The sequence below is a fragment of the Bradyrhizobium sp. BR 1432 genome (assembly GCF_051547705.1).
GTDB classification, from domain to species: domain Bacteria; phylum Pseudomonadota; class Alphaproteobacteria; order Rhizobiales; family Xanthobacteraceae; genus Bradyrhizobium; species Bradyrhizobium zhanjiangense.
In genome coordinates, this window is record NZ_JBPUGF010000003.1 from 3,709,599 (window position 1) to 3,724,517 (window position 14,919).

Sequence of the window (14,919 nt, forward strand, 5' to 3'; positions counted from 1 at the left end):
GTCACACCCCCGTCGACGCGAGATGGATGGCGTTTTCGATGCGCTGATAGCAGCCGCATCGGCAAATATTCCCGGACAGGGATTGGCGAATTTGGTCACGCGACGGCCTGGGATTCTCAATCAACAGCGCCGCAGCCTGCATGATTTGACCGGTCTGGCAGAATCCGCATTGTGGGACGTTAAGCTGCCGCCACGCCTTTTGAACGGGGTGATCGCCGGTTGGGTGAAGGCCTTCGATGGTGATGACCTCGCGGTCCTTGACGTCTGACACCGAGGTGACGCAGGCACGCGCCGCCTGCTTATCGACGAGCACCGTGCATGAGCCGCAGAGGGCCTGGCCACAGCCGAACTTCGTGCCCGTCAGTCCGATCTCGTCACGGATGAACCAGAGTAGCGGCAGATCGGGATCGCCGTCCCAGTTCTGTTCTTGGCCATTAATCTTCACCTTGATCATGATGATCTCTCCTCTCGGTACGGAACCGCCTGGAGCGTCTCATCGAGATGAGCGAGAAGATCTTTCCTGGGATCCCTTACAGTCAGCGCGAAACGACTGAGCTCGCTGAAGGACGGCACCGTGGAAGGCTGATTTAAATGTATGTGTCTGGCGTCCATCCTCCTGTATTGCTTTTGCTGTGTTCAAGGTATGGACGTTCATGAAGCTATCACAAAGCCGCAGGGCGTAGGGTTCACAACGACTTGTTGGCTGTTGCATTTTCCGACCGTCGCGCCTGCTTGAGCGTTTTTGATCATGGTCAGGCACGAAGAAACGAGCTTCCACCTCAGGGACCGCTTCTTCGCGCTTAGCGGGGGCCCGGCACGATCAGGCCACCCTCGGGGTGCCTGAGAAAGAACGATGCTGACCTTCAGGCGGCTGCCGGTAAGCCCTTCTGAGGTCGAAGTCACCAGGCTATTCCGGCTGGGACGCCTGAAGGCTTGAGGCACGGCTCGGTAAGCAAAGGCTGCGCACCCAAACTCGCTATGCATTTCACCGGCAAAATGGCCTCAAGCCGCGCGAGCCCGCCCTTTGCGAGAGGACATAGTCACAGGACGCTTACTGCGACAATGCTTGCGCAGTTCATAGCCCCATCCTGGGTCCTTTAATCCGAGCGCCAGGGCCGGAATAGGTCGGGCTTGCGAAGCATTGGCTGTCTACAATTGCAGCTACAGGGCAAAAAGGTATCAAATCAAGGTCGCGGACGTGGCGGAACTGGTAGACGCAAGGACTTAGAATCGCGCGGCGCCAATGAAATCGCTCCTCTTCCGATCTAACGCGGGCAGGCAATCTGCGTGAAGCGGATGGGAGACACGGCCGACGCCGCGATCGGGATCGATCGCGTTCATTCCGGGCGTAGGACCACGCCGCACGTGATCGGCAGCCAGAATTCAGGACCGCTCCGTTGGTAGTCGAGCTTAGCTCGGCTGGCCACGCCGCTCCATCTGTGGCAAGCTCGATTTTATTCAACGAGCTCAACAGGTATCTCGCCACCCGACATCGGGTGCCGTAGAGGCCAGCAGTTGAACCCCGTCTTTCGGTTCGGCGCGCATGGACAGCGACTTCCAGGTGTTATGGGAGGACGACGACCGCATCTTTTGCCGGGCATCGCGCCAGGGCTCCGATGGTGGCCGCAAAACTGTGCTGGCCGTGCTTCCCGCTGAGCACGCCCCATCAACTAGCCGGGATCGCCTGGCTCACGAATATGCACTAAAGGACGAACTCGACAGCGCGTGGGCCTTGCGGCCGCTCGAACTTGTCAGTGAGGGCGGCCGGCCCGTGCTGTTGCTCGAGGATCCCGGCGGCGAGCCGCTGGAGCGCCAGCTCCAAGCGCCCATGCAAGTGGGAACATTCTTGCATCTCGCCGTCCACATCACGGCAGCTCTTGGCAAGGTCCATCAGCGTGGGCTCGTGCACAAAGACATCAAGCCGCACAACATCATCGTGAATCGCGCGACCGGCGAAGTCAGACTCACGGGTTTCGGCATTGCCTCGCGACTCCCGCGCGAGCGCCAATCACCCGAACCGCCTGAAACCATCGCCGGCACCCTCGCCTATATGGCACCCGAGCAGACCGGACGAATGAACCGCTCGATCGACGCGCGCAGTGATCTATACGCGCTGGGCGTCACCTTCTATCAGATGCTCGCCGGGGCGCTCCCGTTTACCGCAGCCGATCCGATGGAATGGGTGCACTGCCATATCGCCAGGAGGCCTGTGCCGCCCGCCGAGCGTCGGAAGCAAGTGCCCAATTTCCTTTCGGCCATCATCATGAAGCTCCTCGCCAAGACGGCCGAGGAGCGCTTTCAGACCGCGGCCGGTCTGGAGAGCGATCTCCGGCGCTGCCTCGCCGCCTGGGAGGCTCGGCAGGGGATCGACCACTTCCCCCTGGGCGAGCGCGACATCCCGGACCGACTGCTCATCCCCGAGACGCTGTATGGGCGCGCGCGAGACATCGAAGTCTTGCTCGCGGCCTTCGACCGCATGGTCCAGAGCGGCACGCCTGAGCTGGTGTTGGTCTCGGGATACGCCGGCATCGGCAAGTCAGCTGTCGTCAACGAGCTGCACAAGGTGCTGGTGCCCTCGCGCGGCCTGTTCGCCGACGGCAAATTCGACCAATACAAGCGCGACATTCCCTATGCCACACTGGCGCAGGCGTTCCGCAGCCTGCTCCGGGGCCTTCTGGCGAAGAGCGAGGTCGAGCTGGCGCCCTGGCGCGATGCCCTGCACAAGACGTTAGGCCCGAACGGCGGGCTATTGGTGGACCTCGTCCCCGAGCTGAGGCTCATCATCGGCGAGCCGCCGCGGGTACCCGACCTGGCTCTGCAGGATGCGCAAAGGCGCTTCCACCAAGTGGTGCGGCAGTTCATCGGCGTGTTCGCGCGACCGGAGCATCCGCTGGCGCTATTCCTCGACGACCTGCAATGGCTCGACTCGGCGACGCTGGACCTGCTCGAGGATCTGCTGACTCAGGCGGATGTGAGCCATCTGCTGATGATCGGCGCTTACCGCGATAACGGGGTCGATGCCGCGCATCCTCTGCGGCGCAAGATCGCCGCCATCAAGAACCGCAGCGGCATCGTTGAGGAGATCGCGCTGGCGCCGCTTGCCACCGAGCATGTCGGGCAGCTGATCGCCGACTCGTTGCGTTGCGAGCCGACTTATGCCGCATCCCTGGTGCAGTTAGTGCAGGAGAAAGCGGGCGGCAATCCGTTCTTCGCCATCCAGTTTCTCCACGAGCTCGTCGAGGAGCGTTTGCTTGCGTTCGATCATACGTCGTCGTGCTGGACGTGGGATCTCGATCTCATTCGCGCCAAGGGCTATACCGACAATGTGGTGGACCTCATGGTCGGCAAACTCGCGCGCCTTCCGGCCAACACGCAGGCAGCGTTGCAGCAGCTCGCCTGTCTCGGTAACACCGCCACGATCACGCTGTTGGCCCTTGTTCTGGGAAGATCGGCGGCTGAAGTCGACGCAGCGCTGTGGGAAGCCGCGCACGAGGAGCTGGTCGAGCGACGGCAAGGCTACTACAGATTCACCCACGACCGGGTGCAGGAAGCCGCCTATTCAAGCAAACCGGAAGCCGAGCGTGCGGAAACCCATCTCGCCATCGGCCGACTGCTCGCGGCGAATACTCCCACAGAGCAACACGGGGACGTGATCTTCGACATTGTCAATCAGCTCAACCGCGGCGTTGCGTTGATCACCTCACGAGACGAACAAGCCAAGCTGACCGAGCTCAACCTGCTCGCAGCCAAGCGCGCCAAAGCGTCTACCGCCTATGACTCGGCACTGACTTATATCAATGCCGGCGTGGCCCTGTTGCTGGAGGATTGCTGGGAGAGCAGGCATGAACTTGCCTTCTCGCTGGAGATCAACCGGGCAGAATGCGAGTTTCTGACCGGTGCGCTGGCGGAAGCGGAGCGACGCCTGATGGCTCTCTCAGACCGTGCGGCCGGCCCTGTCGAGTTAGCCACGGTCTCATGCCTGCGCATCGACCTGTACACGAGGCTCGATCGGAGTAGCGATGCAATTGCTGTTGCTCTCGATTACCTCCGCCACCTGACCATCGACTGGCCACCCCATCCCACGGAGGAGGAGGCGCGAGGTGAATACGACCGCGTCCGGTCCCAACTTGGCGGGCGCCGTATCGAAGCTCTGATCGATCTGCCCTTAATGAGTGATCCGGTGTCTCTCGCGACTCTGGGCGTGCTGACCAGGCTGCTGCCGCCTGCACTATTCACGGATTTGAACCTCTTTTCCTTGACCGTTTGTCGAGCGGTTAATCTCAGCCTTGAGCACGGAAACTGCGATGCCTCGTGCGTTGCCTATATGAGGCTTGGGATGATTGCCGGTCCTCGCTTCGGCGACTACGAGACGGGATTTCGATTTGGTCTGCTCGGATATGAATTGGTCGAACGGGGCGGATTGACGCGATTTCATGCGCAGACCTACATGCTCTTCGGAGCGCACCTCGCGCCATGGACGCGACATGTCCGGAGTGCGCGGGATTCGCTGCTTCGGGCTTTCGACGTCGCAAACAAAACAGGCGACCTCACGTTCGCCGCGTACGCCCGCGTCAATCTGAATTCGAATCTGCTCGCGGCTGGTGACCCGCTCGCCGAGGTACAACGCGAAGTCGAGAGTGGCCTCGCGTTTGCGAAAACGGCACAGTTCGGGCTGGTCGTTGACGTTGTCGTCAGCCAACTGCAGCTCATCCGGACCCTGCGGGGGCTGACGTCGAAATTCGGCTCCTTCGACGATGAGCAGTTTGAAGAGCTTCAGACGGAGCGCCGGTTCGCCGAGAATGCCAACCTCATGCGAGCGGACTGCTGGTATTGGATCCGAAAGCAGCAGGCGCGCTTTTTTGCAGGCGACTACGCGGCTGCGATTGAGGCGTCACAAAGGGCGCAGCGGCTGCTGTGGACGTCTATATCTCAGCTCGAAACTGCCGAATACGAATTCTATGGTGCATTGTCCCTTGCGATGGCCTGCGCCTCCGCCGCGCCTCCCCAGTACCGGGAGTACCTCGCGGCACTGGCGGGGCACCGGCGACAGATCCAAATCTGGGCAAAGAATTGTCCGGAGAATTTCGAGAATCGCGCTGCGCTGGTCGAGGCGGAGGTCGCCCGCTTGGAGGGCCGCGAGCTCGATGCCGAGCGCCTCTATGAACACGCTATCCGCTCGGCCCGCGCCAATGGCTTTGTTCAAAACGACGCGCTTGCCAACGAACTGGCCGCACGCTTCTACGCGGCCCGCGGATTTGAGAGAATCGCTCGTGCGTACTTGGCCGACGCTCGGCGTGCTTATTTGCGGTGGGGGGCTGATGGCAAGGTGCGGCAACTCGACCGCGTCTATGCCCATCTGGCAGAGGAAACAGCGGCGGCCGGCCCGACGAGCACGATCGGGACCCCCCTGGAGCAGCTCGACCTCGCCACCGTCATCAAGTTGTCGCAAGCGGTCTCGGGCGCAATCGTCCGGGAGAAGCTGCTCATCACCGTCATGCGCACCGCTATCGAACACGCGGGCGCCGAGCGCGGCTTGTTGGTTCTGTCGCACGGGACCGAGTTGCGAATTGCCGCCGAAGCGACCACCGACGGCGACACGGTCGTCGTGCAGCTGCGCGACGAACCCGTGACTGCAGCACTCTTGCCGGAGGCGATCCTCCACTACATCTTGCGTACGCGGGAGAGCATCATTCTCGATGATGCCGCAGCCCAGAAAACGTTTTCAGCGGATCCCTACATCATTCAGCGCCAAGCGCGCTCTGTTCTCGGCCTGCCGGTGATCGCTCATGCCAATTTCATCGGTGTGCTGTACCTGGAAAACAATCTGGCTACGCATGTCTTCGCGTCGGGTCGGATCGCGGTGCTAAAGCTGCTCGCCTCGCAGGCGGCAATCGCGCTGGAGAATGCTCACTTGTACCAGGATCTCGCAGAACGCGAGGCTAGGATTCGGCGCCTGGTCGAGGCCAACATCATCGGGATTATCATCTGGGAGCTTGGAGGTCGGATTCTGGAGGCGAATGATGCGTTTCTCCGCATCGTAGGATACGATCGCGAGGATCTCATTTCGGGCCGCCTACGCTGGACTGACCTTACACCGCCGGAGTGGCTTGACCGCCACATGCGATTGTGGATCCCGGAGCTAAAGATGATGGGGAGTGTGCAGCCGTTCGAGAAGGAATATTTCCGCAAGGACGGCAGCCGCGTGCCCGTGTTGATCGGCATGGCTGCATTCGACGAGCGACGAGATTACGGCGTCTCTTTTGTCGTCGACCTGACGGAGCGCAAGCGGTCGGAAGAGGCGCTGCGGCAGAGCGAGGAGCGCTTTCGCACCCTTGTACAATTCTCCTTCGACGTGTACTGGGAATCCGATACGCAGCATCGCTTCACCCGCCAGGAGTTCGGCGAACGTCTTGCCGACGCGCCGGCGCCTGGCTCTGAAATTGGGAAGACGTGGTGGGAAGTGCCCTATTTGGAGCCTGACGCGGAGGCCTGGCGCAAGCACCGGGAGACGCTCGATGCCCACCTGCCATTCCGTGATTTCGAGCTGGCGCGGCCTACGCCCGACGGCGGCAAACGCTACGTGTCCATCTCGGGACTGCCGGTCCTCGACAATGCAGGGCGCTTCATAGGTTACCGCGGCGTCGGACGGGACACCACCGAGCGCAAGCGGGCCGAAGAGACCTTGCGGGAGGTGCAAAGGGAATTGGCGCATGCGAACCGCCTCGCCACCATGGGTGAGCTCACGGCCTCGATCGCCCATGAAGTAAGCCAGCCGATCGCTGGCGCATCGATGAATGCCGATGCCGCCCTGCATTTCTTGGACAGAAACCCGCCGGCTGTTGGGAGAGCCAGGGACATGCTCGGCTATGTTGTGAACGACACTGATCGAGCCCGCGACATCATCGGGCGGATACGTGATCTCATCAAAAAAGCACCGCCGCTGAAGGATCGCCTGGATATCAACGAGGCCATTCGGGGCGTGATCGAGCTCGCCCGCAGCGAAGCGGTGAAGAACGACGTCGCGATGCAGACGGAACTCGGAGACGGTTTGCCACTCGTCGAAGGTGATCGCGTCCAATTGCAGCAAGTGATCCTGAACCTGATGGTCAATGCCATCCAAGCCATGGGCACGGTCGCAAGGGGATCGCGAAGCCTGCTCATTACGACCGCTCGGGCCGAATCTGACGGCATTATCGTCGCGGTGAAGGATTCGGGACCAGGATTGGCCCCGGACGCTCTCAAGCGCATCTTCGACCCCTTCTACACGACGAAGCCTGGCGGTCTGGGGATGGGACTGTCGATCTGCCGCTCGATCATCGAAGCGCATGCTGGGCGCCTGTGGGTGACGTCCAATGCGCCCCATGGCGCGACTTTCCACTTCACGGTGCCAGCCCACCCGGGCAGCGCGTCGTGACCATCCCGCATGGGTTGCTTTTGAGACCCCGCTCCGGCGTTCACGCCAGTTCCGAAGTGTCAATCTGGAGTGGGCCCTGGGCCGGACAGGGGCGAATTTAAGATTTGACGGCTATGCCGGGCTTTCGAAGGACGAAAGCCCATGGCCGAGCACCGCATTCAGAGCATCGAGTTCAAGCGTCAGCCGCCATGTTGCAACGACTGACAGCGATCACGACCAACCTCCCCGGGGGCCGCCACAGTTGGCGGCCCCGTTCATGTCCGGCTGAGATGTCGCCTATTGGCCCAGGCCGTGTGAAAATCCCGCAACTTGGGGCGCACCGGCGCATTTCGCGGCCGCCGAGCTTCTTACTCAGTGGAATCGACCTCTCATCTCAGTGGCAACCAAGAGTTCATGTAGGCGCTGATTTGGTCGCGCAGAGGCCGGCCTCACGCCTGCATCGCCTCCAGCAATCCGCCTACGCCCACGAGCATCATCACGCGCTTCATGTTGTAGGCGAGCACGTTGAGCGCCATCTCGGTGGCCACCTTTGGCAGCTTTTTCGTGAGAAAGTGTGTTGCTCCCATCCAACACTTCATCGTGCCGAACGGATGCTCCGCTTCTGACGGCGGACCCCCATTGCATTGGGGTTGTGGTCGAGCCGATCCTGAACCTTTTCCAGAACGGCCTCATGCTCCCAGCGTGAGATGCGGCGCTCGGGACCTGTCGTGCACTGAGCTTTGAGCGCGCAGGTCTTGCAGGTGCTTGTCCAATAGCGGCGCAGTGTCTTTCCGTCCTCTACGTTCGTATAGTGATAAGTTAGCCGCTCGCCGGCGGGACAGCGATAAACATCATTGGCGGCGACATAGACGAAGTCCTGTTTGCCGAAGCGGCCAGCAGCCTTGGCGCCCGAAGTCATCGGCTTCGGCAACGTCACCGTGATGTCGGCTTCCTCGCAGGCCCTGATCTCCTCGCCATCGTAATAGCCGCGATCTGCCACGACTTCGAGAGTCTCGACGTCGCGTGCCTGCCTGGCCATGTTGGCGAGTTGGTGGCGATCGCTGCCCACGTTGGTCACCTCGTGAGCCACAATGAGATGATGCTGCGTATCAACTGCAATCTACGTTGTAGCCAACGATCCCGGTGTCCTTGCCACTTGTCGCCATCGAGCGCGCGCGTCAGGATCGGTCAGCGAGATCTGTTTGTCCTCACTCTTTATCATCTCCGCATTGATCGCATTGAGTCGGCCGATCTCCTCCTTGAGCTTCTCGATCTTGCCCTTCTCAACCTTCGCCTCCGGCACCGTGTCGCCATGCCGATCAGCGGTCTCGAGCTGCGAGAGATAGCGGGCGATGCTCTCATCGATCCGCTCCAGACGCCGCTTCATCTTGGCCTCGGTAAAGCTCTTGTCCCGCGCATTGACAGCCTTGAACTTTGACCCGTCAATGGCGACGCTTGCTGCACTGAACAGATCAAGCTTGCGGCACAGTGCGACGAACTCGCGACAGACCTCACGAATGGCCTTGCCATTGTCCTTGCGGAAGTCCGCAATGGTCTTGAAGTCCGGCGCCCACTGCCCGGTCAACCAGATCATCTCGATATTGCGCTGGCATTCCCGCTCCAGCCGTCGGCTCGACGGCACGCGATTGAGGTAGCCGTAGATGTAGATCTTGAGCATCATGCCGGGATGGTAGCCGGGTCGCCCCGTGTCGAAGTGGCTGGACGCCAACGAAGCCGAGCTTATCCAGATCGAGACCGTCGACGAATATGTCGACCGCTCGGACCGGATTATCCCCGCTCACATAGTCATCGAGCGACGACGGAAACAGCGTGCTCTGCCCCCGATCCAACCCTTCAACAAAGCGCTTCATCAGATGCCCCGCAAAATCGCCGGGAATCTTATCGCCCGAATCACAGCAAACAGAGCCTTTTCACACAGCCTGGGCCCTAAGCTGAACAACGAAAGGGCCGCCGCCATGTCGGCTGCCTGCGGGAGACCAGACGTTGCACGATGGTTGCGTTGACGGGCGCTCCTGACCCAAAGCAGTCATGCAGCCAACCACCTCACTTTCGACAACGAGAGACGTGCAGCACGATCCACGTCAGAACTTGACCCGCTTTGGCCCCTGCGCAAATTGCGAGCTGAAGCTCTGTTGCGAAACCATTGCTGGCACACCGATCATCGCTGCGTATCGACTTTGTAAGCCAGAACAGTGCCGTCCATCATCATCGGGATCATGATGATATTGTCCGGCCCCACGCCGAGATCGGCGCTCCCCTTCGTGAGCGGAAGGAGGCGCGTCGGCTTGCCATCTTTCGCAACGTGGAATAGGCCGCCGCTCATCCAGTCGGTGACAAGATAGTTGCCCTTGCCATCGGGCACGACACCATCGAAATTGCCGGCCGGTGTCGAGTCACCAAGAGCAGACACTTTCTTCGTCGCGAGATCGACCACCTTCATGTGGCCGGGCACCTTGGTTGAGAAATCCGGGGCCATCTTGCCCCACGACGCGACCACAAGCCTTCCGTCCTCGGCGAGGAGCCCGTTCGGGTTGTCGAGCGCGTCATCCTGCATCAGGAGAGACAGCTTGCCGCCGTCGAGCACCCAAATGCTGTTTGTCACCATGTCGGATGCGTAGACCCGTCCCGTCTTGTCAGCCGTGAGGTCGTTCAAGAACTTGGATCCAGGTGCCTCGTATCTCTGGATGATTTCGCCCTTGGCGACGTCGATTTCTGCAATTCGATCCACATCTGCCGCGTACAGCTTGCCGTTGGCAAGCGCGAGCCCGGTCGGACTGTCGAGGCCTTTGACCCACTCCATTGTCACGACCTTTCCATCCGGCCCGAGCTTTGAAATGAAACCGTTGCCATCCTTTTTCATCGCATCGCCGTTGACGTTCGACACATAAATAGCCCCCGCTGCTCGGTCAAAGACGACCGACTCGGGCTGCTTGAAGCCACTCGCCTCCCACACCTTCTGAGGTTCTGCGGCGACGGCACTGAAGCTGAGCATAGCAAACACTAATGCCGAGAGTTGAGGTGTCCTCATGATAGCCTCCTCGTGATTGCCCGCAGCTAGGCTACCACGCCAGATGTTCCCGCCCGTTTCACGATTTATGTCCCGCATACCGGAAGACGGAACGAACGATTATTCCATTCCTGTGCGGGTCGAATGTTGCGCTTCAGGGAGAAGCGCGGCGCGGAACGATGGCGATGTTGAAGGTCGGGTACAGCGACCTCAACACGGGTGAACTCGATTGCGCTCGGAAAACAATAGTAATCAACAGTGGCCTAGCAAGACGCCCGCGCCGAAGCGCGGGTCAGAGCGTGACCGAGTTGGAGTTTGGCCCATCAGCGAAGTGGCGGCACGTCTGCTTGAGGTCTGCTCAGTGGGGTGGAGCGGACTAGATTTCCTCAGGTTGAGTTCTTCGCATTATGACGCAAAGCGGCTGGACTAAATCGTCGGCATTGCGGGGCGACGCTTGTAGTTGACTTTGGCCCTGCTTCCGTCGGAGCTGTCCTCATAGGTCGGCGGCCCGCCCCTGCGTCACGGATCGAGTGAAGCAAGATAGGCTACTATCGCCAGCATGTCGTCCTGATCGAGGTTGTTCACCACCTGCGCCATCAGCGGGCTCCACTCGCCGCGCCGCGCGCCATGCCCGAAATCGTAGAGCTGGCGAAACATGTAGCTCGGCGAGCGGCCGGCGATGCTCGGTAACGGCCCGAGCCCCTTGAGCTCCAGCCCGTGGCACGTGGCGCATACGATAGTCTTTCCCGACCCGCCTTTCACCAGTGCCTCGCCTTTCGCTAGGCTGCCGACCGGCACATAGGCGGTGAAGGTCGAGCGCGGATCGCGGCTCTCGAAACGCAGCAGGTCGTCGGGAATTTCGAGAATGCGTTGCCCAAGCGGCTCACGTTCACCGCCCTCCACCGCTGCCCAGAGGAACGCCGCGATGTAACTTTTCGGCGCGGCATCGCTCTCGACCACCTTGATGCGTTTGCGCGGCTGGAGGCCGGAAAAATAGGCCGCCGCTGCTTCCACTTCCGTATCGGTGATCGGCTTGGAAAGGGCGATCATCAAACTCGGCGGCAGGCGGCCAGCGACGGCGGTGCCGCGCAAGCCGCTCTTATAATCAGCCATTTGTTGGATGATGTAGCTCTTCGGAAGACCTGCGAGGTCAGCGTTTTCCGGACCCCCAGGCCCGTCGGCGCGGTGACAATACCCGCAGGCGAACACGTTGGGCTTGCGGCCGTTGGCTACGATGTCCGGCAGTGGCCGATGGTCGGCCGGGTGCCAAATCGGCGCGATGAATGGGTCCCGGAGCTGGCTCCAGGTATAACCGGCCGTGCTGTTCGGCACACGCACAACGTTACCGTCATCGACCGGCGGCTTGTAGTTGGGATTGTTCTCCGGATAAGCCCACTGTGGCGGCGAGTTCGCCATGGCCGTCGTGATGGATAGCGCCACGCAAACTGTTGCCAACGCAAGGAAAGCTATGGCGATTTTTATCGCGCCCTTTAACCTCTTCATGATAAGCCCTCCTGCTTCTCAGGCCGTGTTCCGCGGCGGAACACACACGAGAGGACGCCACTGCAAAAAGGTGATCAGTGGAGAAGGCGATGCCTGCCGACAATTGCTGCTCATCACAATAGTCGGGGGGACTTCGGCACATCCCGTTGAGCCGCTCAATCGTTAGGCTACATCGATCACATGGTGGGGGAAAGAGGCTTGACTGCTCTTGGCCCTTCGGAGACCTGGATCAGGGCCGGTACCCACGTCTGCTGTTCGGGGTAGACCGGAAGTGGTCGGCGCACTGCTAGAACGGCGCGAATGACCCGACCAACCTTTAATCCAAATCATTTCAGTGGCTATGATGGCTCGTCGCGCACTGCCGAAATCGGAGGAAATGACATGATCGGAGCGATCATGATTGGGCGCCGGTGTTTTATAAGTTTGATGGGAGCGGCCACCGTCGTCGCGCCGCTCTCGACAAGCGCGCAGCAGCCGGCCACACCGGTCATTGGATTCCTCAACAACCTGTCGCCTGATGCGATCGCCCGCCCCGTAGCCGCGTTCCGCGACGGCCTGAAGGAAGCCGGCTTTATCGAAGGCCACAACCTCGTGATCGAATATCGCTGGGCCGAGAATCACAATGATCGCTTGCCCGCGCTGGCTGCCGATCTGGTCCGGCGCCAGGTTGCGGTGATTGTTGCGACCGGCGGTGGCGCCTCGGCGCTAGCCGCAAAGGCTGCGACCACCACAATTCCGACCGTGTTTTCCTCAGCCACTGATCCTGTCGAGCTGGGCCTTGTTGTTAGCCTAAACCGACCCGGCGGAAACGCCACCGGCGTTCACGTGATGACCAACTCTTTGGAAGCCAAGCGGCTGGACCTGCTGCACGAACTGGTGCCAACCGCCGCGACCATCGCCATGCTGGTCAATCCGGGTACCCCCGGCGCCGACAGCCAGTTGACGGAAGCGAACGCGGGTGCGCAAAGCCTCGCGCGGAAGATTCACGTTCTGAGGGCACACAACGAGCCGGAACTTGACAGGGCCTTCGCGATCCTGGCCGAGCAGCATGCCGACGCTCTCCTTGTCGCGGCCGATCCGTTCTTCAACGCTCACCGCCAGCAGATCGTCACACTGGCAGCGCGCTACGCCGTTCCCGGAATCTACGAGTTCCGAGAGTTTGCCGTGGCCGGCGGCCTGATGAGCTACGGGATCAGCCTGGCCGACGCGTACCGGCAGGTTGGACTTTATACCGGCAAAATTCTTCAGGGCGCCAAGCCCGCCGACTTGCCGGTTATGCAGCCGACCAAATTCGAGTTGGTCATCAATCTCAAAGCCGCGAAGGCGCTGGGCATCACTGTCCCGCCGATGCTGCACGCCCGCGCCGACGAGGTGATCGAATAGAGACGCCTCTGCTGCGTTGCACGAGTCCGGAATTGGCCCGATGGCGAAGTTCGGTTTGACTCAGATATGGTCTGCTGATCGGGGCAGACCGGAAGTGACACGGCGCCATTCAAATCGGCGCTGTTGACCCGACGCCGACGTGGCAACGTGCGTCGTCGTGCAGCCGATCAACTCGACTTTACGCCATTGGAGCATCCGAGCTGACGTTCGCCGCTGTGCCGCTGGTCTCGAAGGCACGGCGGCGTCCACGCGCGTCACCGCGCGCTGCCCGTGGTTAGCTCTTGCGAGTGCACCGGGATCATCAGGTGCTCATTGGGTTTGCCGGGGAACATGACGTAAGGCCGATATCGTCCGTGAAAGCTTCGAGTGAACCGAGCATCGTCTCTTCGCCATCCCGATTGAAAGTAGGACCAGGGTGCGCGTTGACGGTGATCATCCCTTTGAGGATCGGAATAATGATTTGCTCCGGTCCTGTTCCCCCACTTTTGGCAGCCTCAAATCCATCGGCAACGTGCCGCATGAGGCGATAGATCCGGGAAGCCTGCTCTTCGACGATTTTCCTCACCATCGGCTTTTGGTCCGCCGTCGCCAATCTACGGGTTGCGTTAAACCGATTGAGGACAAGGGCCATTTCCTTCCCGAACTTCCACTCCTCGATCCGCTCGAGGAGCTTCTGTAGGCTTTTTTGGCCCGTGCCTTCGCTGACGGTCTTGGCGAGATGAGCATGTAGTGGCTCAGGCCGTACCACATCGATTAGGACTGCGCCGTGGCGGGTCGATCGAATGTCGTCCGGGGGGCGCTCTGCCTGCGGGATCGATGAAGACCACTATGGTTTCGTCGGAAAGCCCGTCTACCTCGCCTAGAGCCGGCCCGAAATTAAGGCTGCCAAAGAATGACACGAAGGCATTCGCCTTCCCCGTCGCCGCCGCGGTCGTGAGCACGATTGTATGACCAAAAGCGAAGGGATTCGGAGGCAGGCTCTCCAGATGCGCTCCGCTCTCCCACCACACGAATTCATTTGCGCCCGGAGCAAGAAGAAAGTCTTTGATGGGCTTAAGGCCTGGCTTGCGCGCATAGTCCTGATAATGGTGTGCGAAGAAAGTCACGGCAATATAGGCCACTGCCTTGAGACCCTCGTCTCTGCCAAAGACGAGCTGAACATGTAGCCGCTCGTCCTTATTGGCGGCGGTTGTTGTTGCGCGATGAACCCTTCCGTCGAAGATGACGAGTTGATCACCCTCGGGCGAAGTGTAGTGAAAAGGTTCGGCGTCATCCTTATGATCTGGACGAACGGCCAGCAGGGCGTTGATTGCCTTAAGCTGATCTCCGATGGCCTTTGCCAGGGGAGAGAACCCATTGTTGTGCGGCCCGCAATAGATGCCTCGATTGGTGCGCCTGCCGGCGAGCACCGCAGGAAATACATGTTCCGCCGAACCGGCCCGTTTTCCGCAAATGATACACGTCTTTGTCATCTTGTGTGCCAACACCAACGACCTGTGATTACGACATTGCTCCGGCCCCCGATCCTGCTATGAGAGGCCATGGTGATTGAGAAGCATACAATCGCGATCTGGAAGGATGTAGACGCCGACCGCGGGCAGACTCCGCTCAT

At 60.6% G+C, this 14,919-nt stretch carries 8 protein-coding genes and 1 pseudogene; 3 read left to right on the forward strand and 6 right to left on the reverse strand.

Features of this window, described 5'->3' with window-relative positions:
- Position 1: 1 nt before the first annotated feature.
- Positions 2-454, reverse strand: a complete 453-nt coding sequence (locus ACSKB8_RS17895; protein WP_438105494.1) for a (2Fe-2S)-binding protein — start codon at positions 452-454, stop codon at positions 2-4.
- Between the two features lie 1,089 nt (positions 455-1,543).
- On the opposite strand from ACSKB8_RS17895, the gene ACSKB8_RS17900 reads away from it, so the two are divergent.
- Positions 1,544-7,414 (forward strand): ATP-binding sensor histidine kinase, encoded by a 5,871-nt coding sequence (locus ACSKB8_RS17900; RefSeq protein WP_438105495.1) that lies wholly within the window; start codon positions 1,544-1,546, stop codon positions 7,412-7,414.
- A gap of 428 nt (positions 7,415-7,842) precedes the next feature.
- Here ACSKB8_RS17900 and ACSKB8_RS17905 read toward each other — a convergent pair.
- The 3 genes and pseudogenes from ACSKB8_RS17905 to ACSKB8_RS17915 all read right to left on the reverse strand — a co-directional run bounded on the left by ACSKB8_RS17905 (position 7,843) and on the right by ACSKB8_RS17915 (position 11,837).
- Positions 7,843-9,264, reverse strand: a pseudogene (locus tag ACSKB8_RS17905) (IS1182 family transposase).
- Positions 9,265-9,572: 308 nt separating this feature from the next.
- Complete coding sequence (locus ACSKB8_RS17910) at positions 9,573-10,442, reverse strand: SMP-30/gluconolactonase/LRE family protein (protein ID WP_438105496.1); 870 nt, start codon at positions 10,440-10,442, stop codon at positions 9,573-9,575.
- Between the two features lie 498 nt (positions 10,443-10,940).
- Positions 10,941-11,837 carry a c-type cytochrome gene (locus ACSKB8_RS17915; protein WP_438105497.1) on the reverse strand — a complete coding sequence of 299 codons (897 nt, stop codon included), beginning with the start codon at positions 11,835-11,837 and terminating at the stop codon, positions 10,941-10,943.
- Between ACSKB8_RS17915 and ACSKB8_RS17920 the strand changes: the two genes are divergently transcribed.
- Together ACSKB8_RS17920 and ACSKB8_RS17925 are read left to right on the forward strand one after the other, a co-directional pair.
- Positions 11,836-12,090, forward strand: coding sequence for a hypothetical protein (locus tag ACSKB8_RS17920; RefSeq protein ID WP_438105498.1), 255 nt, complete (start codon positions 11,836-11,838; stop codon positions 12,088-12,090). The genes ACSKB8_RS17915 and ACSKB8_RS17920 overlap by 2 nt on opposite strands.
- Positions 12,091-12,305: 215 nt before the next feature.
- Positions 12,306-13,307 (forward strand): ABC transporter substrate-binding protein, encoded by a 1,002-nt coding sequence (locus tag ACSKB8_RS17925; protein WP_438105499.1) that lies wholly within the window; start codon positions 12,306-12,308, stop codon positions 13,305-13,307.
- Positions 13,308-13,608: 301 nt separating this feature from the next.
- Here ACSKB8_RS17925 and ACSKB8_RS17930 read toward each other — a convergent pair whose 3' ends face one another.
- Together ACSKB8_RS17930 and ACSKB8_RS17935 are read right to left on the reverse strand one after the other, a co-directional pair.
- On the reverse strand, positions 13,609-14,055 hold the full coding sequence (locus tag ACSKB8_RS17930; protein WP_438105500.1) for a hypothetical protein: 447 nt from the start codon (positions 14,053-14,055) through the stop codon (positions 13,609-13,611).
- Positions 14,042-14,779 (reverse strand): hypothetical protein, encoded by a 738-nt coding sequence (locus tag ACSKB8_RS17935; protein ID WP_438105501.1) that lies wholly within the window; start codon positions 14,777-14,779, stop codon positions 14,042-14,044. Before ACSKB8_RS17935 ends, ACSKB8_RS17930 begins: the two co-directional genes overlap by 14 nt.
- Between the last annotated feature and the right edge of the window lie 140 nt (positions 14,780-14,919).

What these genes read in the sequence shown, in the direction of transcription:
- ACSKB8_RS17925 (WP_438105499.1), top strand. Translation starts at nt 12,306, where the DNA reads ATGATCGGAGCGATCATGATTGGGCGCCGGTGTTTTATAAGTTTGATG.
- ACSKB8_RS17900 (WP_438105495.1), top strand. Translation starts at nt 1,544, where the DNA reads ATGGACAGCGACTTCCAGGTGTTATGGGAGGACGACGACCGCATCTTT.
- ACSKB8_RS17935 (WP_438105501.1), bottom strand. Translation starts at nt 14,779, where the DNA reads ATGACAAAGACGTGTATCATTTGCGGAAAACGGGCCGGTTCGGCGGAA.
- ACSKB8_RS17895 (WP_438105494.1), bottom strand. Translation starts at nt 454, where the DNA reads ATGATCAAGGTGAAGATTAATGGCCAAGAACAGAACTGGGACGGCGAT.
- ACSKB8_RS17915 (WP_438105497.1), bottom strand. Translation starts at nt 11,837, where the DNA reads ATGGCGAACTCGCCGCCACAGTGGGCTTATCCGGAGAACAATCCCAAC.
- ACSKB8_RS17920 (WP_438105498.1), top strand. Translation starts at nt 11,836, where the DNA reads ATGGCCGTCGTGATGGATAGCGCCACGCAAACTGTTGCCAACGCAAGG.
- ACSKB8_RS17910 (WP_438105496.1), bottom strand. Translation starts at nt 10,442, where the DNA reads ATGAGGACACCTCAACTCTCGGCATTAGTGTTTGCTATGCTCAGCTTC.